Origin of the sequence: Sorangium sp. So ce836 (assembly GCF_028553905.1) — a bacterium.
Lineage (GTDB): Bacteria > Myxococcota_A > Polyangia > Polyangiales > Polyangiaceae > Sorangium > Sorangium cellulosum_D.
The window spans coordinates 4,540,597-4,559,224 of sequence record NZ_CP102233.1; the positions used below are offsets into that span (position 1 = coordinate 4,540,597).

Genomic DNA, 18,628 nt, shown 5'->3' on the forward strand with positions numbered 1-18,628 from the left:
CAGCGCGGGCACGCAGATGCGCCGCGGAAGGTGGCTGTTCCTTCGGATGCTCACCCTTGATCACAACGGAGATCACGGGAAGCAGATGGATCTTGACCGATGTTCAGGGTAGGTGCAATCCTTGCTCGACCATCATGCCTGAAGCCACGCCGCCCGTTACCGACATCGGGATTCTGACGATCCGGAACGACGAGTTTCGGGCCGTGCTCGATGCGTTCCCGCAAGGTGCGGGCGTGCATCGCGGTAAACGCCGCGAGTATACGATCCGGCGTGCGAAGACCGCCGAAGGTGAGCGGTACACGCTTGCCATCCTCAAGCAGATCGAACAAGGCAACGGGGAGGCGCAGGAGGCGGCGCGCGATTTGCTGGATGATCTCGAGCCGACGATGCTCTTGGTCGTCGGCATTGCCGCAGGCCTTCCGTCCGACGACATCACGCTTGGTGACGTCGTCATCGCGACGCGCGTGAACGACTATACGGTCGAAGCCCGGAAGGCACGCCAGCAGACAACGTACAACGTTTCGGGCGGTCCGATTGCGAAGGAGCTTCAGGCCCGCGTCGCAAACCTCGTCGGACGCGAGAAGGACCTCGGCCGGTGGACCTCTAAACTTCCTGACCGTCCAAGCGTGTCTTGGTCACGAAAAGGACAGCTTTACGGCCCGCAACGATGGCAGAACGAGGTCAGAGAGAAGCTCGAAGCACACTTCGGTCGTGGTGCAAAACCGCGGCCTCCGACGTTTGCTTCCGGGCCGATCGCGTCGAGCGATCGGCTAGTCAAAGATCCGAAGGTGCTATTTCCCTGGGTCGAAACGGCCCGGCACCTTCACGCAATCGAGATGGAGGCCGCGGGCGTCTACCGCGCGACACGCGATAGGTGCCTCATGCTCGCGATCCGGGGGATCAGCGATATCGTAGGCCTCAAGCGTAGCGAGGCGTGGACGAGGTATGCGTGCCTAAGCGCGGCGGCATTCGCGCGGGCTTTCCTCCGAACCCGCCCGATTGAGCCGCGGTCCCTCCGTACACCCGCAACGTCGGGCGCAAAAATGTCCGCATCCGTCCCGGGGCCCGATATCCGAGTTTCTGCCAGAGCCGCTATTGTGGGTTCAATTCCGAGTGTCTGGGTGCTTTCGATCGTTGTCGAAAATCACTCGTCCACGGACTTCTTTCTGCAAAACGTTGGGATCGGTACCGACGACGGACAACAGGTTGTCATGGCAAGAGACTTTGTTACTGGCGAGTGGAATGGAAAATCTAGGAAGATCGAGCCCGGGAACAGCTACAGCTTCTTGGTCGATCCCAATGTGCTTGTTGGTGCTGCGAGTGAGCACCGGCTGGTATGTACAATGGCGGTAGATAAGATTGGGCGCCGCTTTTGTTCAGATTCAAAGTCCTTTGCTGCTGTGGTGGAATCCATCTTGGATAGCTACCGCCGTCCTCCTCGGTGAGATGTTTGCTGTTGTCGGCCGGTATTACGATGCGAGTCGGATTGTCGCATCAATAGCGTGGTGTACGCAGCCGTCGAGGGCTGTTGTTGACTGGCTAGATGATGGTTCTGGGCCCTTTTTGCTCGCGCTGATTGGCGAGCATCGATGCTCGGAGCTCCCGCCGGAGGCTCCGTCCAGCCACCGCCCGCGCGCGACGCTTGTCGGAGCGTGGATGGCGAGTCCAGGAAGCCATGGCCGCCGCGTCTCATGGCGCGCGCACCCTAAAATGTCTGAGCACTCCGGCAGCTATGGCCGCGGGGCGGGAGCCGACGACCACGGCCGTAACCGGGAACTCTCATCGGATAGGCGATGCCCGTCGAGCGCGTGAGCGAGCCACCCATCCAGCGTGAACGAGAGGGCCTCCAGCCATCATCCATATACAGGGAGCGCTAAAAGCTTCAAGCGGTCAACTCTGCGAGCGCTCGACCGAAGCGGGGGGACATGCCATCGTACCGAGATATTCACGGGCCGATATCGACGGCGCGGGAAGCGCAGCGACGATCGGGGACGGCAAGGCGACGGGCGACGGTGCGGGCAGTGCAGCGACGGCCGGCGCAGGGCGGAGCGCTGGCAACTTTTGCGCTCCATGCGCCGCTGATATCTGCGACGGATCGCGCCACGTGATCCTGATCTGCTTGTCCTTCGTCGCCTCGACTTTCGAGGTGAACACGCGGATCAGCGCTCGCTGGATGTCCACATGCAGGATGCTCCACTCGTCAACTATCTGCTGGACATAGGCATGTGCGTGCTTTCGAGTCTCAATGGTGTCGTTGCCCGCCGTTTCTTTGAACTCGGCTTCCTTCGCCTCGATTGCTGCAAGCGAGTCATCCAGGCGATTCAGCTCTACCTTCACGTCCTCGACCGTGAAGAGCCCCTTCGCCACAAATTCCACGACGCGCTGTCGCGCGATCTTGATCTCCCGCCGCTGCGCGGCGAAATCGGGCTTCTCGATCTGGCGCGGCGGCCTGGTGAGCGAGGTGAGTAGCGAGCGAGCAAACGCCAGGAATTGCTCTCCCGCAGCGGCGTCCGCGTCCGGCTGACGGAGCCATGCGGAAGACTTGCACCGCACGCCCTTCTCTTTCTGCTCCACATGGCCGCGGCAGACGTAGTAGCCTACCTTGTGTCGGCTGCTGCGGGGTACCGGAATGGCAGCAACGCTGCCGCCGCATTCCGCGCAGCGGCAGATGCCTCGCAGCAAGTGGTTGGCCGTCGCAGACTCGGTTTGTGCCTTCCTCCCCCGGCGTCGATCTCTCAGTGCGAGCTGGACGTTGTTGAACGTCTCATCATCGACGATCGCCTCATGCGCGGGCACCCATTCGGCCGGAAGCTGCACGGCGCCGCGTGTCGCCTTCGGCCGCACAGCGGTCTTTGCAATGCGGCCCGTGTAGACCCGGTTACGCAGCGCAATGAGCACCCAGGCGCGTCCGAACGCTTTGACCTTGCCGAACTCCTGGCGCAGGCGCTTCGCGATCTCGAACACGCTAGAGCCTTCAAGCGCGAGCGCGAACATGCGGCGCACCACCGCGGCGTGCTCCGGAACCACGCGGAGCGGCAGCGGCGTCTTCGTCCCTTTGGGCTTCGGCTGGCGTTCGTAGCCGAACGGCGGCTGCCCCTCGACGAAGTACCCCTGGACGCGCAGGTGCTTGCGCCCCCCTTCGGTCCGCTCCTTGATCCGACGGCGTTCCTGCTCCGCGCCTACCGCCCAATTGGCCAGCGTGTCCTCTGCCATCGGCGAGCGCGAATCGAAGCCCTTGTCGATGGCGACGAACACGGCGCCCTTGCGCATGATCTGCCGGACGTTCTTCACGATGAAGACCACGTCGCGGCCGAATCGGTCGATGTCCGTCACGATCACCATGTCGCCGCGGCGGACGTCGGCCAGGAGCGCGGCGACCTTCTTCCTGTTCGCTTCGTTCTCCTCGCCGCCGCTCTCGACTTCCGGGTAGCCGCTCCGCGGACCGCGTCTTTTCCCTAGCCAGCTTCGGTTGCACGCTACGCGACGTCTGATGAGGGCCGCGCCCTCGCCGAGCGAAGAGGAGCGAGCGATGCCAGGAAGCAGGGAGCTGGTGCAGCTGCGTGCAGAGATGTCGAGGTATCGAGAGCAGAAGAGCCGTGGGAAGTACCCGAGCGAGCTGCGGGAGCGAGCCGAGGCGTACGCCAAGGAGCGTTCCCTCGCGGGGGCGACGCCGACCGAGATCGCCACGGAGCTCGGTGTCCACAAGATGACCGTCGACCGATGGGTAGCTGGCGGTGAGCGCGCAGAGGAGGGTGCGTTGCCAAGAGCCACCCATGCGGCTCAGCATGTTCCGTTTCTCCCCGTCGTGGTGCGCCCGGAGCGCCGAGAAGCGCCGCCTGTGCGGCTCAACGTCGCATTTGCCGATGGGACGCGGATGCAGGTATGTGGGATAGGCGCGCGCGACCTCGTGGATGCGATCGAAGCGCTGCGGAGGGGACGGTGACCCCCGCGACGATAGCCGTCTATCTGGCGATCGGTCCAGTGGACTTGCGTGGCGCATTCGACCGGCTCGCCGCGATCACCCGGCAGGTGCTGTGCCTGGACCCGGCCAGTGGCGCGCTGTTCTTGTTCCTCAACAGGAGGCGCAACCGGCTAAAAGCACTTTGGTGGGACCGCAACGGATATACGATTCTGTATAAGCGTCTCTCGAAGGGTGCGTTTGCTCTGCCCTCGTTCACCGAGGCCGACGGCAAGTGTATCGAGCTGTCAGCACAGGACTTCGCGCAGCTGCTCGCCGGTCTACCTGTCGGTGAGCGTCGCGTCCCGCGTCCGATCGGTGAAGACCGCGGCCCGTGATCGCCGGCGTTCACCGTTCACCGCCGGCCCCCGCGCCGATCTGGGCCGCGCTCGCCTTCGCGGCGTAGACGTCAGGCCCGCCGAAAAATCGAAGGCCCGAGGGCTGCCACCCTCGGGCCTTCTGGAGCTCCGCCTACCGGAGTCCCCCACCTTCATCACAAGCCGGGCTCCAGGTCCAGAAAACGGCGGCATGGAGCCCGTTGTCGTCGTCCGCCTACCGCCTCGCCCTGTGCAGCCGCTGCCGCGTCCAGCTTCGCCTCTGCCGTCGCTGCGATCGCGGCCAGCGCCTGTGCCTCGACTGCCGCCCGCTTCGACGCCGTGAGTCGCTCCGGCGCGCCGGCGCCGCCTACCGGACCCGGCCTCGCGCTCGCCGCCTGCATGCCGCTCGCCAGGCCCGCTACCGCGACCGACAGCGGGACAAGTTCTCCGCGCAGAAAGTGACGCATCACGGGGTGACGCAAGCCGTGGCCGCATCGACGTCCCAACTCGCGCCGGAGAAGTTCTCCGGCCGAAAGGACGACGATGACGATCGGTAAGCGCTGCATGAAGCGCCGTCTCTCCCCAGCCGCCAGGTCCAGCGCATGATGGCGCGCATGACAAGGACATCGTCGACAGAAGCAAAATGGGCGGATCGAGTCCGGGCGTGGCGCGAGAGCGGCGAGTCGGCCGAGGAGTTCGCGCGGAGCCGCGGCTTTGCGGCATCGACGCTGCACGGCTGGTCGAGCCGGCTCTCACGGGCGGAGCGCCCGCGCTTTCTGCGGCTGGTGCCGAAGGCGCCAGCGGCGATGAGCGCTCCGGAGCTCGTCGTCGAGGTCGGCGGCGCGCGGGTGCGCGTCGTCGCGGGGTTCGACCCCACGCTCCTGGCCGAGGTGGTCCGCGCCCTGGGCGGTGCAGCGCGATGATTCCGGCGGGCGTGCAGGTGTTCGTCGCGCTGGAGCCGGTGGACATGCGCTACGGCTTCGAGCGGCTTTCGGGTCTCATCCGTGAGCGCGTGGGGTACGAGGCCCGCTGCGGGGCACTGTTCGCGTTCGTCGGCAAGCGGCGGACCACGATCAAGATCATCTTCTTCGACGGCAGCGGACTCTGCCTGTTCTCGAAACGCCTCGATCGCGGCACATTCGCGCTCCCCGACCCGCCGGCCGAGGGCGCGACGCACGTCGAGGTGGACGACGCGACGCTCGAGACGCTGCTCGACGGCATCGAGATCGCGCCCGCGCCGAAGCCCACAAGGCGCGCTCCGCGCCGCGTTCACTGACTCCGACGAATTTGCTCGACAAGTACGATCGGCGCACGTAGAGCGGCGCCGTGCACGACGCTGCGGACAAGCCGACACGGACGCCCGAGCAGCAGCGCATCGCGCAGCTCGAAGCGGAGCTCGCCGCGGCGAAGAGCGAGCTCATGGGAGCGCGCGACGCGCTCGCGCAGCTCCGGCGCGCCTACACGCGTGCGCTCGAGCAGCTGCAGCTTCTGCGGCGCCGGCTGTTCGTGGCGAAGGCCGAGCGCGCCGAGGTGAGCGCGGAGCAGCTCGCGTTCGACTCGATGTTCCTCGAGGTCCAGCGCCTCGAGAAGGCCTTGGATGCCGCCGAGCGCACGAGCGGCGACGAGCGGCAGCACGACGACCCGAAGGGACTGAAACGACGGCCCGGCGGCAAGGGCCGCCGCGACCTGTCCGAGTCCGACCTCCCCGTCGTCCGCATCGAGCTCTCCTGTCCCGAGCTCGATGCGACGGCGACGCGCATCGGGGTCGAGGAGACCTCGCGACTCGGCTACGAGCGTGGAGGCATGCGCCGCATCGTGCTCGCACGCGTCGTGTACAAGGCCGAGAGGTCCGTCACGGATGCGAACAGCTCGGGCCAGGGGGAAGCTGCCCTGCTCCAGGTCGTCGCGAAAGAAGTCCCGACGCCGACGCCCGCTGTGAGCGTCAGCCCGGAGGACGCGGCCGCGGCCGGCGAGCCGAGCGCTTCGTCCGCAGCTCTCGACGCGCCGCCGCTGGAGCCGACGGGCGAGACCTGCACGGTCTTCATCACGACGCCGCTTCCGAAGGAGCTGTTCCGGCGGTCGTTTCTCGCGCCGTCGGTCATCGCGCACATACTCACCAGCAAGTACCTGCTCGGTGTCCCGTTCTATCGGCTGGAGCAGCAGCTGGAGCTTCAGGGGGCGTCGCTCGATCGCGGCACGATGTGCCGTTACGCCGAAGATGTGGGCGCGACCCTGGGCGCCATCGTCGAGGCCGCGCGGAAAGAGGCCTTCGAGACCGCCTTCTGCCTCTCCACGGACGCCACCGGGGTCTCCATCCAGCCTGGGCCCATCCAGGAGCGCAAGGACAAGAAGCCCGGACCGTGCCGCAAAGGACACTTCTTCGTCGTCCTCGCGGACAAGGATCACGTCTTCTTCGAGTACCAGCCCAAGCATACCAGCGCTGCGGTCTGCGAGATGTTCCGCGGCTTCTCGCGATACATCCAGGCGGACGCCCACGCGATCTATGACGCCCTCTTCCGCGGCACGCCCCCAAGGGGCGCTTCTGCCGACGAGGGACGTGGACCGCCGCCGACCGAGGTCGGATGCTGGTCGCATTGCCGCACCAACTTCTGGGAGGCGGCGGTCTGCAAGCACGAGCTCGGCGTCGAGGGGCTGCGCCGGATCAATGCCCTGTTCGCCGCCGATCGCGCGCTGGCAGATCTCGCGCCAGCGCAGCGCAAGGTGCGCCGCGACGCGGCCGTCCGCCCCCTGGTCGACGCGTTCTTCGCCTGGGTCAAGGCCGAGCACGCGCGTCCCCGCGAGCGCGGCCTGGTCTCCACCGCGCTCGGCTACGCCCTCAACCAGGAGCAGCCCCTGCGGCGCTTCCTCGACGACGGTCGCTTGCGCCTGGAGAACAACGCGAGCGAGCGAGCTCTGCGATCCATCGCTGTTGCGAGGAAGGCGTGGCTGTTCTTCGGCAGCGACGACCACGCCTCCGCCGCGGCCAACCTCTTCTCGCTCGTCGCGAGCTGCAAGCTCCACCACCTCGACCCCGAGGCCTACCTCGCCGACGTCATCCGCGTGATGCCCAACTGGCCGCGTGAGCGCTACCTCGAGCTCGCCCCCCGGTACTGGGCGCGCACCCGCGCTCGCCTCGTCGCCGAAGAGATGAAGCTGCCCCTCGGGCCGATCACCGTCCCGCCTCCGCTTCCCGCGGAAGAGCAGCGCGCGACGAGCTGACCGGACCGGTTCCATCGCGCACATCCTGCACCAGCTGACCGAGGTTGGGGCCGACGGCGCTTCGCGCAGCGCTTACGACGATCGAATCCGAGATGTCGGCCGCTGCTCGCTCTGCGGAGCGCGGCTTCCGCCCTGGGCCCTGCGCGAGCGGCGCGCTCGGCCAGCGCTTCACCGACGCGCTCCCCGCGTGCCGCGAGGACCTCCCCGCGTGCCGCGAGGACCTCCGCGCTGACAGGAGGCGGTGGTGATCGCCAAAGAGAAGGAGGCGGAGATCCTGCGCCTCTACCATGGCGAGAAGTGGCCCGTGGGCACCATCGCCGGCCAGCTCGGGCTGCACCACACCACCGTGCAGCGCGTGCTCGGGCAAGCGGGCGTCGACCCGAAGGTCGTCGCGCCGCGCCCGTCCATGGTCGACCCCTTCGTGCCCTTTATCGTCGAGCAGCTCGGCAAGTATCCCTCGCTGCGCTCCAGTCGCCTCTTCGTCATGCTCAAGGAGCGCGGCTATCCGGGGGGGCCCGATCACCTCCGCCGGGTGATCGGCCGTCTCCGCCCCAAGAAGCCGGCCGAGGCGTTCCAGCGGCTCCGCACGCTGCCCGGCGAGCAAGCGCAGGTCGACTGGGCGCACTTCGGCAAGCTGGCTGTCGGCCGGGCGCAGCGCCCGCTCTGGGCCTTTGTCATGGTGCTCAGTTACTCGCGCAGGATCTTCCTGCGCTTCTTCCCGGGCGCGGCGATGCCCTTCTTCGTGCGCGGGCACGTCGAGGCGTTTGCCGACTTCGGCGGCGTCCCGCGCGTGCTGCTCTACGACAACCTCAAGAGCGCCGTCGTCGAGCGCCACGGCGACGCGATCCGGTTCCACCCCACGCTGCTGGATCTGTCGGCGCATTACCGCTTCGAGCCGCGCCCCGTCGCCGTCGCCCGCGGCAACGAGAAGGGCCGCGTCGAGCGCGCCATCCGCTACATCCGCGAGGCATTCTTCGAGGCCCGGACCTACGCCGGCCTCGACGATCTCAACCGACAAGCGACCGAGTGGACCAGCTCCGCGGCGCTCGATCGCTCCTGGGTCGAGGACCGCGCCCGCACCGTGCGTCAGGCCTTCGACGACGAGCGCAGCGTGCTCTTGCGACACCCCGACACGCCGTTTCCGGCCCACGAGCGCGTCGAGGTCGAGGTCGGAAAGACCCCCTACGCGCGCTTCGACCTCAACGACTACTCGGTCCCCCACGACCGGACGCGCCGCACGCTCGTGGTCCTCGCCGACCTCGACCATGTGCGCATCGCCGACGGCAATGCGATCATCGCGACCCACGTCCGCTCGTGGGACCGCGGCCAGCAGATCGAGCAGCCCGAGCACCTCCAACGCCTCGTCGACGAGAAGCGCCGCGCCCGCGAGCACCGCGGCCTCGATCGTCTCGCCCGCGCGGCCCGCAGCAGCCAGGCCTTCCTCCGCATCGTCGCCGAGCGCGGTGACAACATCGGCAGCGCGATCGCCCGGCTTCTGCGACTGCTCGATGCCGTCGGCGCCGCCGAGCTCGAAGAGGCCCTGGTCGAGGTGCTCGAGCGCGACACCGTCCACATCGGCGCCGTCCGCCAGGTGGTCGACCGCCGCCGCTCCGAGCGCCACCTGCCGCCCCCTGTCTCGATCCCCGTCACCCGCGGCCAGCACGCCGCCCTCGTCGTCACGCCGCATTCCCTCGCCACCTATGACGCGCTGAAGAAGGACCCGACGCCATGACCGACCTGACGCCCACCGAGACCAAAGACCGCCTCAAGAGCCTCGGCCTCTTTGGCCTGCTCGCCTGCTGGGAGCAGCTCGCCGACAAGCCCTGGCTTCGCGAGGTGCTCGCCATCGAGGAGCGCGAGCGCCACAAGCGCAGCCTCGAACGCCGCCTGAAGAACTCTCGCGTCGCCGCCTTCAAGCCCATGGCCGACTTCGACTGGTCCTGGCCCAAGAAGATCGACCGCGAGGCCGTCGACGACCTCTTCGGCTTCGGCTTCCTCACCACCGGCCACAACGCCGTGCTCGTCGGTCCCAACGGCGTCGGCAAGACCATGATCCTCAAGAACCTCGCCCACCAGGCCGTCGTCCGTGGCCACACGGTCCGCTTCTCGACCGCGAGCGACATGCTCTCCGACCTCGCCGCGCAAGAGTCCTCGGCCGCGCTTGCGCGAAGGCTCCGCCGCTACACGATCCCCGCGCTTCTCTGCATCGACGAAGTCGGCTACCTCTCCTACGACAGCCGCTACGCCGACCTGCTCTTCGAGGTCGTCACCCGTCGCTACGACGCGCAGAAGCCGCTGCTGCTCAGCACGAACAAGGCATTCGCCGACTGGGGCCAGGTCTTCCCGCACGCCGCGTGCGTCGTCACGCTCGTCGACCGGCTCGTCCACCGCGCCGAGGTGATCGAGATCGAGGCCGAGAGCTACCGGCTCAAGGAAGCCAAGGAGCTGAGCGCCACCCGCACCAAGCAGCGGCGCAGCAAGAAGCACTGAGCGGCCTCTTCACCGGTGAACTTCACCGGCATCGGGCGCGGACTTCACCGGTGAACTTCACCGGCATCCAGCGTGCTCTTCACCGGCATCGGGTGCGGATTTCACCGGTGAACTTCACCGAATTCCCTCGGGTTGCCACGATCATCTACATCTACCCGTGGAAGAGCTGGCAAGCCGCCGCCGGCTGGTCCACTGAGGCGTCTGCGCCGGCGCTCGTTCACCACGCTGCCGGCGCCAGCGCGGCCCGATGGCGGCCGGCGCAGCCGGATGCGGGGATGGAGCAGGGCGCGAGCTGCATCGCGCCCGAAGACCTCGCGGGAGCGCGGCGCCGATGGCGCACCACGACTGCCCTGCATTCCCGTCTTCGGCGAGAGATTCTCATCGAAAGTAGCGACAAGTCGGCTGCATAAGGTACTTGTCAAGGGCAAGCGGAGGGGGCATCCATGGCGCGCCTTGACCTCGACGACACGATCCGGTGAGACCGCGCTGCCGCAGTCGGCGGAGCCAGAGCGCCTTGACGGTGCGGCGCTCGTGCTCGGCTACCTCCAGGCCAGGGGACAAGCCCAGGGGAGCCCCGCCGACCCCGGGTCGGCGGTCGACGCGCTGCTCCGGCGGGTGCAGGAGCTCGAGGCGAGGCTGGCCGAGCTCTCGACGGCGGAGCAGCAGGCCCACGAGCTCGCTCGCACTGTCGAGTCGCTCAAGGCGTACAATCAACAGCTGCAGGAGACGATTCGGACCTTGGAGATCGGGTTCCGGCGACACGTCTCCGAGCAGGTCTCGCCTGACCAGCTGCGGCTTTCGCTGGCCGGCGCGCCAGGCGCCTGTCCGGCTCCAGCTTCGTCGCAGACCGAGCACTGCGCCTCGCCCGATGCGGACCCGAGCGACGGTAGCAACCAGCCGCCGGGCCCCGCGAGCGCGCCGGAGCGCGTGGCGGCGGCAGAGTCCTCCTCCGGCTCGGATCCCGGAGGTGGCAAGCGAGCCAAGCGCCACGAGCACGGGCGCCGTCGCATCGGTGTCATCCCGAGGGTGGTCATCGAGTCGCTGCCGCCGGAGGTGCTGCTCAAAGGCATCGAGCGCTTCGAGCGTGTGGGCGCCGAAGACAGCTCGGTCATCGGCTACCGGCGTGGCGGCCCCATCGAGATCGTCACGCGTCGCCCCAAGTACGTGGCCAAGGCGGAGGCACCGGCGGCGAGCAGCGGAGCTGAAGAGGAGCCGGCTCCTTCGCCAGCCGGTGGACCGGCCTTCACGCACGAGCTGGACGAGCCGCTGCTCGTGCGAGAGCACGAGCTCCTGGGGATCCCCGCGGACACGGGCTTCAAGCAAAGCCCCTTCGTCGACGGCGTCCTCGTACGCTACACGCCCGAGTCGGATGCTGCGCAGGACAGCGGCGGACCGGTGAAGATCGCCGCGCTGCCGGAGCGCCCGATCGACAGGTGCCTTGCTGACCCGAGCCTCTTGGCCCACCTGTTCGTCCACAAGCTCGACTACCACATGCCCTACTACCGGCAAGAGGTGGAGTCGGATCGCCACGGCTTCCGCATCGGCCGCGGCAACATGACACGCTGGCAGTACGATTGCGGTGGCATCGCGATGCGCATCGCCGATGCCATGTGGAGCAACGCGCTCTCGCGGTCGTGGTTCGCCATGGATGCGACGGGCACCGCCATCCGGGCCAAGGACAAGCACCGCTATGGGCATGTCTTCGTCCTGGTCGCGCCGGGCGATGGGGTGCTGTTTCGCTATACACCGACGTACGACGGCCCCACCGTCGCGAAGCTCTTCGGCGGCTACCAGGGGACGCTCGTCGCCGATGCCTCGGCCAACCACAACGTGCTGTTCGGGCCGGGCAAAGCGCGCGAGGCCGGCTGCTGGAGCCATGCACGAAGGCGCTTCTTCAAGGCGTTCAAGGCCGGGGCGGGCACGGAGGCGGCGTTCGCGCTCCAGGCCATCCAGGCGCTCTTCCGCGTCGAGGAGGAATGCGCCCTGTGCAGCCCGGACGAGCGTCTCGAGCTCCGGCAGCGCGAGTCCGCACCGCTGATTGAGAAGCTCTTCGCCTGGGTCGAGGCGCAGCGGCAGGTCGTCCCGGAGCATTCGCCGTTGCGCGAAGGGCTGGTCTACCTGCACAACCAGAGGGAGGCGCTCTGCGAGTTCCTCTCCAACGGGGAGATCCCCATCCACAACAATGCCAGTGAGAGGGCTCTGCGCCGCGTCGTCAAGGGGCGGCGCAACTGGCTCTTCCACGGCAGCGACGAGCATGCTGTCCGGGCGTGTGCCATCACGTCGCTCATCGCGACCTGCCAGATGCACGGGCTCGACCCCGAGCTGTACTTGCAGGAGATCCTGACCGTGGCTCCCAGCTATCCGCTCAGTCGCATCCTCGACCTGAGTCCCAACAACTGGGTCGCGACGCGACAACGCCTCATCGCCGAGGGGCGGCTCAAGTACCTGGACCTGGCTCGGATCACCGGCTCGCGGCTCGCCTTCCGCGACCGCTGATCGCGCCGCGTCGTCCGCTTCCGTCGCGCCCACAGCGCTCGTCGCGTCCGGAGCGGCCGAGTCAGGCGCGCGTCCTTTCCGCGTCCGCGCCGAGGTGCGTCGGCGCGTCGAGCCGGTGCTGTCGTCGCTTCGTCCCGCCACCGTCGAGCTCGTCTTCGCGGGGCGCCTTCGGGTCGCTTCGCTTCGGCGCTGCTTGTCCGCGCCTCGGGTCGGCCGCCGTTCGCCCACCTCGTCCGCGGACGGCTGGGCGGCGCTCTTGCGGCGCCGCACGCCTGTGGCCTCGGCAGATCCCGCGCGCTCCTCCTGCCCGGCCGCGCCACGCGGGCGCCCCTTCGCGCGGGCGGGGGCGTCCTCGCGGCCTTGCCACGCGACATGCGGCGCGGACAGCTTCAGCACCGCCGTCGTCAGGCTCGGGACTTCGACTCCCTCCTCCCCGCTCCGTCGCTTCGTCATCGCACCGCGACTCTACGCACGTGGCCGCCTTCCACAAGCACGCTTCAGAACGCGCTCTGCGGAGCGGCTACGCTTCCGGAAACAAGATCGGATCCGGCAGCGAGTGGAGCCGGCAGTAGTTGCCGATCTTCTCGGCCTGGGCGTCCAGGGAGACGCCCGCGATTTCCTGCTCCCTCGTTGACACGCGCGGGTAGCCGAGCGTCCGACGGATCGCGGTGTTGGGGGTTGCGTCTTTCATTTGTTGCACCTGTCCAAAAGGATGATCCTACTCCGGCCGGCCAAGCTGAGCAAATCGCCGGTTTCAGCCGGAATTTCCGCCTCTCCTGCGTCTAACAAAAGCTCCTCAGCTCTGGGAAAACGGGGTTTCGGCTCTCGTGGGCGGCGCGCCGGTGGCGCGGCGGCTCACCGAGCTCGCGCGGCGCGAGCTCATCCTTCGGCGGCACGAGGCCCGCATCGCGGGCGAGGTGGAGTACGAGTTTCGGCACGCGCTGGTGCGGGAGGCCGCCTACGGCATGCTCACCGAGCGCGACCGCCGCGTCGGGCACGGCCTCGCGGGTGACTGGCTCGCCCGGGCCGGCGGCGCGGATCCGATGGCGCTGGCCGAGCACTTCGAGCAAGGCGGCCAGGAGAAGCGGGCGGCGGACGCGTACCGGCGCGCCGCCGAGGAGGCGCTCCGGGGCGGCGATCTCGCCGCGGCCATCGAGCGCGCCAAGCGCGGCATCGCGTGCGGACCGACGGCGCAGGCGCTGGGCGCGCTGCGCCTCGTGGAGGCGGAGGCGCACGTCTGGCGCGGGGAGCTCGCGCTCGCAGAGCAGCGCGGCACGGAGGCGGTGGAGAGGCTGCCCGCCGGCACCGCGCCGTGGTTCTCGGCGATCAAGCAGGTCGCGCTCGCCGCTGGTAAGCTTGGCGGCTTCGATCGCGTCGCGCGCTGGATGACCGCGGCCCAGGCGGCCGAGGCGGCTGACGGCGCGTTGGTCGCAAAGCACATGTGCCTCGGGAATGGCGCGCTGCTGCTCGTGTTCGGGGGCCGTTACGCCCTGGCGGACGCGCTGATCGGGGCGATCGAGGGCGACGGGACCGACCTCGCGGAGCGGGAGGTCGAGGTGGCCGCGTGGCTCCACCAGGCGCGGGCGATCCGCGCGCACGTGCACGGCGATCCCGGCGCCTGCCTGGTGGGACTGGAGGCCGCGCTCGCAGCGCTCGAGCGGGTTGGCGATCGCGGCAACGCGTGCACGGTCCGCATGAACGTGGGCTATATTCACACCGAGCTCGGCGATTTCGCCGGCGCGGAGGAGGTCCTGCGCAGCGCCCTGGCCGGCGCCGAGCGAATGGGGCTGCATGAACTCGTGGCGGCCACGCTCAGCAACCTGGGTCATGTGCTGGGGTACCGGGGGCGGATCGAGGATGCGCAGCGCACCGAGCGCGAGGCGATCGCGCGGCTGCAGCGGCTCGGCGATCCGCGGGCCGAAGGGAGCGCGCGGACGTACCTCGCCCGGATCGCGCTGCTCGCGCGGGACTTCGAGGCGGCGGAGCGGGAGGCGAGGACGGCGGCGGAGATCCTGCAGAGCGCGCCGCCGCTGCGCGCGGCTGCGGTGGCGGCGAGGGCGAGGGCGCTGTTGGGGCTGGGGCGGTTCGACGAGGGGCTCTCGGCCGCGGGCGAGGCGAACTCCATGCTGGAGTCGTTTGGTACCCTTGAAGAGGGCGAGTCGCTCGTCCGGCTGACATTCGCCGAGTCGCTCGCCGCGAATGGCAGACACGATGAGGCCGCCGCCGCGATCGCGTCGGCCAGGGCGGCGTTGCTCGCGCGTGCCGAGAGGCTGAGCGACCCGACCTGGCGTGCGCGCTTCCTGCGCGACGTGCCCGATAACGCGCGCACACTCGAGCTCGCGCGGCAGTGGCTCGGCAGCTGATCCTGTGATGAGCGGCCGGGGGTGATATCCGGAACCACATCGTCGTCAGCCACGATGGCGATCGAGCTGCCTCCTGCACGGCGCCCGCCGCGCCGCTGCCGGCGCCGCTCGGCCTGGTGATCCCGGTGGAGGTGGTGCGTGCAGCGGGCGCCCACGAGCGCGTGGTGCCGGCTCTGGCGTGAGCGGCGAGGTGCTCCGAATCCGTAACATCTCTGGCGCCGCTCCGGTCCGAGCCGCACCGGAAAGCCGCCGCGGGCGAAGACGATCTGCGACATGGACGCGGCCGCGTGCCGTCTGCGGAAGCGCTGGGCGTCGCGGAGCCTCACGCGAACCGTTGAAAAGGTGGCCGGCCAGCGGCCAGTCGTTGGCCGGCCACGCACCCCTTCGACATGCACTGCGGGCCCAATGAGCGTGCGTCATCGCCACCCGTTGCTCGAATATCGTGCTGTTGTCGGTCATCCAGCTCGCGGAGGACGGTCTGCCCGAGCTCCTTCAGTGGCATACGTTGTGCAGCGTCGGTCGCTGCCTGACGATCGGGCGGAGGAGAAATTCAAATGAGCAGGAGGGCACGAGGCGCTCGAACCTGCTTTGTCAGTCCGTGGCCGCGACCCCCTGGTAGGATGGCAGCGACGCTCACACACGCGACTACATGCTGTCGCCGGACGGCAAGGTCCACGAGTCCTGCTGGGATAGGGCAACTGGTGCCATGCGGAAGCGCTTCGAAAGGATAATTGAATTTTGCTGCTGTCCGGCCCCGAGCGCTGAGACGTAGACGTAAAAAAAAGGAGGTAGTGATGACTCTTCGCTATCCTTGCGTGACTGCACTTCTCGCCGTGCCTCTGGCTACCGCTGCTTGCATTGGCGCCGAGCTCGAGGAAGAGCCGGATGAGCTCGTCGGGGTAGCCGAAGGTGAGATGATTTCGGAGAATGGCTACGTGGCCAACGCGCTGTCTGTGAACGCGCTGTCTGTGAACGCGCTGTCTGTGAACGCGCTGTCTGTGAACGCGCTGTCTGTGAACGCGCTGTCTGTGAACGCGCTGTCGGCCATCACCGATCCGGGACCGAATGGCGCCCCGGCGAGGGAGCTCCTGCGCTACCTCGTGAGCTGTGCGCTGCGCGCCGACCAAACGTTCTCGTTTTCATGGACCGACAGCGATGGGGTCGCCCACCCGGAGGTCTACCGCGGCGACCTCGGCTACGCGCACTGGTGGGCGGCGCTGCCGCTCGGTACCGGCCATACCTACGTTCAGAGCCAGCTCTCGGCCTGCCTCGCCGCGCGGGCGAACTGGTACGGTGTCTCGGTGAGGATCTCCCTGCGGAACAACGAGATGCCCGCGAACCAGGCAGAGCGCGCGGCCTTCACGGTGAGGGAGGGGGCGTTCTGGGGCAACCTGTTCTCCTCGTCACCCTATCTGAGGGCCTGCTACTCACCAGGAGGCGTCACGCGCGCGCGCCAGCTGCAACGCGACTGTGCGGCCGGCCACCTCAGCGTCGACCCGGCGACCGGCGCAACGACCGTTCAGCAGTGTGGCCCCATGGTGATCGTGGGCTCCTGCGATGCGATGTGCAACGGGATGGATTCCGTGAACGGCTATTATAGGGGGTGTCTCCAGAATCCTTCGGTCTCGACCTCGCTGCGCACGGATGTCGTGGTGACCTCGTACTTGCCGCCCGCCCCCTAGAGCGCCGCTCAGCTTGAAACGCCCGAGAATGAAGCGGTTGGAACCACGGAGTCACAGAGGGCGCAGAGGGATGAAGAAAGGATTCTGAGCTCTCTCTTCTCTGTGTCCTCTGTGCCTCTGTGATTCATATTCTCGGGGTCTCAACCCGTTCGGCGTCCTGGAGCTATGTCGGAAGCGCTGCGCGCGCCTGCCGGCGCCGTGGCGCTCGGCAGCCATGAGTACGCCTATCGCAGGGGCTCGCCCCTCGGCCCTCCACGCCGTCACCGCAGGCCGTTCTTCACCGCCGTGACGAGCTCGCCGTTCGCGGTGTCGCCGCTCAGCTCCCAGAACATCGCGCCGCCCAGCGCCTTGTCCTTGATGTAACGCATCTTGACCCCGAGCGAGGCCGGGTTGTCGTAGCTCCAGAACTCGGTCCCGTTGAAGGTATAGAACGCCTTCGTGTCCGGGTGGGTGAAGCCGGGGTGCCCCTTCGCCTTCAGGACCTTGTAGTCCTCGATGCCCGCCTCGTACGTGCCCGGGGCGGCGCCGGCGGCCGACTGCCACACCCCCTGGTTCGCGTTGGTGACGCCGGTCCAGCCGCGGCCGTAGAAGGGCACGCCGACGACCAGCTTGCTCGCCGGCGTCCCGCCGTTCAGCCAGGCCGTGACCGCCTCGTCGGTGCTGTACTTCAGCGCCTTCGCGGGGTTCGAGCCGGAGTTGTAGAGCGGAGAGTGGAAGTTCGTCGTGCGCTCCCACGCGCCGTGCATGTCGTACGTCATCAGGTTGATGAAATCGAGGTGCCGGTGGATCTGGCCGACCTGGATCTTCTCGATCTTGTCGAGCCCGGCGGGCGCCGCGATCGTGAGCAGCAGCCCGGGGCGCGCGGCGTTGAGCTGGCTGCGGAACTCGGCGAGCAGCGCCGTGAAGTTTTGCGTGTCCTCGGGGCGCTGGTTGCAGGTGCTGCCGCAGGCGGCCGGGTACTCCCAGTCGATGTCGATGCCGTCGAACACGCCCGCCCAGCGGGGATCCTTGATGAAGAGATCGACGCACGACGAGACGAACGAGGCGCGGTTCGCGGGCAGCGCCGCGTCGGAGAAGCCGGCGGACCAGGTCCAGCCGCCGAGCGAGATCAGCACCTTGAGGTGCGGGTGCTTGCGCTTCAGCTTGCGGAGCTGGTTGAAGCTGCCGCGGAGCGCGCCGGCGTCCCAGGTGTCGGCGACGCCGTCGACGCTGTCGGCGGCGCTGTAGGCCTTGTCGTAATCGGCATAGGTGTCGCCGAGCGCACACCGGTTTCCAACCACGTTGCCGAAGGCGTAGTTGATGTGCGTGAGCTTCTCGGCCGATCCGCTCGTGTCGATGTTTTTGACGTGGTAGTTGCGGCCGTAGACGCCCCACTCCGCGAAGTAGCCAATCACCTTCTTGCCGCCGCCGCCGCCGCCGGAGCCGCCGGAGCCGCCGCTGCCGCCGGAGCCGCCGCCGCCGCCGGAGCCGCCGCTGCCGCCGCTGCCGCCCGCGCCGCTGGTGCTGGAGCTCGTGGTGCTGCTGCTCGTGGTGGTGCTGCTGGTGCCGCTGACCGGCTGCCACAGCGCCGGGACGATCGGCGGCTCCCAGCCCGGAAGGGAGGTGTGCGCCTGGATGCAGCGGTACGTGACGCCGCCGTAGGTCACCTCGGCGTTGACCGCATACGCGGTATACGGCGCCCACGCAGCGGCGACGGCGGCTTGCTCCGTCGACTCGAGCTCTGCTCCATCGGGGCCGAAGCGCTCCGCGTCGTCGCCATCGATGCCGCCGCAGGCGGCCAGGGCGATCACAGCAAAGAGCGGCAGGGTCGTGAGGGCATAAAGCTTCATAACGGATCTCCTTGGGTTTGCCGGTTGCCGGTCGTTGCTGGTCCAACGAGCAATCGGCGTACCGGTCGCGGCGACGACCTCGACGACCGGCACCACAGCGCCCCCTCGGCCCGTTTTTGCGCGCCGCCAGGAGGGGACTCGCCGCGCTCGCGCCCGGCGATCCCGGCGAGCAGGGGGGCGATCCCGGAGATCGCCGGGCGATCCCCCCGATCGCAGGAGCGCTCCCGGATCGCCCCCTCGCCGCCCCCGCGATTGCCGAGAGATCGCCGGCGAT

The 18,628-nt window shown here is 68.3% G+C and carries 15 protein-coding genes and 1 pseudogene; 12 read left to right on the forward strand and 4 right to left on the reverse strand.

Annotated elements, in window-relative coordinates; translation table 11 throughout:
* The first annotated feature begins 92 nt into the window (after positions 1–92).
* Positions 93–1,445 carry a hypothetical protein gene (locus NQZ70_RS16710; RefSeq protein WP_207217867.1) on the forward strand — a complete coding sequence of 451 codons (1,353 nt, stop codon included), beginning with the start codon at positions 93–95 and terminating at the stop codon, positions 1,443–1,445.
* 445 nt (positions 1,446–1,890) lie between these two features.
* Here the strand turns inward: NQZ70_RS16710 and NQZ70_RS16715 are convergent, their stop codons facing one another.
* Positions 1,891–3,645 (reverse strand): recombinase family protein, encoded by a 1,755-nt coding sequence (locus NQZ70_RS16715; RefSeq protein WP_129575098.1) that lies wholly within the window; start codon positions 3,643–3,645, stop codon positions 1,891–1,893.
* Here NQZ70_RS16715 and NQZ70_RS16720 point away from each other — a divergent pair.
* Positions 3,530–3,943, forward strand: a complete 414-nt coding sequence (locus NQZ70_RS16720; protein WP_129575099.1) for a helix-turn-helix domain-containing protein — start codon at positions 3,530–3,532, stop codon at positions 3,941–3,943. The two genes, NQZ70_RS16715 and NQZ70_RS16720, sit on opposite strands and share 116 nt — an antisense overlap.
* Complete coding sequence (gene tnpB, locus NQZ70_RS16725) at positions 3,940–4,296, forward strand: IS66 family insertion sequence element accessory protein TnpB (protein ID WP_165374000.1); 357 nt, start codon at positions 3,940–3,942, stop codon at positions 4,294–4,296. The genes NQZ70_RS16720 and tnpB (NQZ70_RS16725) overlap by 4 nt, the downstream gene beginning before the upstream one ends.
* A gap of 155 nt (positions 4,297–4,451) precedes the next feature.
* Here the strand turns inward: tnpB (NQZ70_RS16725) and NQZ70_RS16730 are convergent, their stop codons facing one another.
* On the reverse strand, positions 4,452–4,841 hold the full coding sequence (locus NQZ70_RS16730) for a hypothetical protein (RefSeq protein ID WP_129575101.1): 390 nt from the start codon (positions 4,839–4,841) through the stop codon (positions 4,452–4,454).
* Positions 4,842–4,889: 48 nt separating this feature from the next.
* Between NQZ70_RS16730 and tnpA the strand changes: the two genes are divergently transcribed.
* The 7 genes from tnpA to tnpC (NQZ70_RS16765) all read left to right on the forward strand — a co-directional run bounded on the left by tnpA (position 4,890) and on the right by tnpC (NQZ70_RS16765) (position 12,480).
* The gene (tnpA, locus tag NQZ70_RS16735; protein WP_165374001.1) at positions 4,890–5,198 is read left to right on the forward strand and encodes an IS66 family insertion sequence element accessory protein TnpA; all 309 of its coding nucleotides are present in this window, start codon (positions 4,890–4,892) and stop codon (positions 5,196–5,198) included.
* An 11-nt stretch (positions 5,199–5,209) separates the two neighbouring features.
* Entirely contained in the window at positions 5,210–5,551 is a 342-nt protein-coding gene (gene tnpB / locus NQZ70_RS16740; RefSeq protein WP_207217868.1) for an IS66 family insertion sequence element accessory protein TnpB, read from the forward strand.
* Positions 5,552–5,601: 50 nt separating this feature from the next.
* Positions 5,602–7,494, forward strand: coding sequence for an IS66 family transposase (gene tnpC, locus NQZ70_RS16745; RefSeq protein ID WP_129575103.1), 1,893 nt, complete (start codon positions 5,602–5,604; stop codon positions 7,492–7,494).
* Positions 7,495–7,738: 244 nt separating this feature from the next.
* Positions 7,739–9,226 (forward strand): IS21 family transposase, encoded by a 1,488-nt coding sequence (istA, locus tag NQZ70_RS16750; protein ID WP_129575104.1) that lies wholly within the window; start codon positions 7,739–7,741, stop codon positions 9,224–9,226.
* Positions 9,223–9,984: an ATP-binding protein gene (locus NQZ70_RS16755; RefSeq protein ID WP_129575105.1), complete on the forward strand. Its 762-nt coding sequence runs from the start codon at positions 9,223–9,225 to the stop codon at positions 9,982–9,984. The genes istA and NQZ70_RS16755 overlap by 4 nt, the downstream gene beginning before the upstream one ends.
* Positions 9,985–10,034: 50 nt before the next feature.
* Positions 10,035–10,394 carry a hypothetical protein gene (locus NQZ70_RS16760; protein ID WP_165374003.1) on the forward strand — a complete coding sequence of 120 codons (360 nt, stop codon included), beginning with the start codon at positions 10,035–10,037 and terminating at the stop codon, positions 10,392–10,394.
* A 43-nt stretch (positions 10,395–10,437) separates the two neighbouring features.
* The gene (gene tnpC / locus NQZ70_RS16765) at positions 10,438–12,480 is read left to right on the forward strand and encodes an IS66 family transposase (protein ID WP_165374004.1); all 2,043 of its coding nucleotides are present in this window, start codon (positions 10,438–10,440) and stop codon (positions 12,478–12,480) included.
* 520 nt (positions 12,481–13,000) lie between these two features.
* On the opposite strand, the gene NQZ70_RS16770 is transcribed toward tnpC (NQZ70_RS16765), so the two are convergent.
* On the reverse strand, positions 13,001–13,171 hold the full coding sequence (locus tag NQZ70_RS16770; protein WP_165374005.1) for a hypothetical protein: 171 nt from the start codon (positions 13,169–13,171) through the stop codon (positions 13,001–13,003).
* Between the two features lie 112 nt (positions 13,172–13,283).
* Here NQZ70_RS16770 and NQZ70_RS16775 point away from each other — a divergent pair.
* Positions 13,284–14,843: pseudogene (locus tag NQZ70_RS16775) on the forward strand (serine/threonine-protein kinase PknK); the annotation flags it as partial.
* 794 nt (positions 14,844–15,637) lie between these two features.
* Complete coding sequence (locus NQZ70_RS16780; protein WP_129575107.1) at positions 15,638–16,525, forward strand: hypothetical protein; 888 nt, start codon at positions 15,638–15,640, stop codon at positions 16,523–16,525.
* A gap of 260 nt (positions 16,526–16,785) precedes the next feature.
* Here the strand turns inward: NQZ70_RS16780 and NQZ70_RS16785 are convergent, their stop codons facing one another.
* Positions 16,786–18,354: a glycosyl hydrolase family 18 protein gene (locus tag NQZ70_RS16785; RefSeq protein ID WP_129575108.1), complete on the reverse strand. Its 1,569-nt coding sequence runs from the start codon at positions 18,352–18,354 to the stop codon at positions 16,786–16,788.
* Between the last annotated feature and the right edge of the window lie 274 nt (positions 18,355–18,628).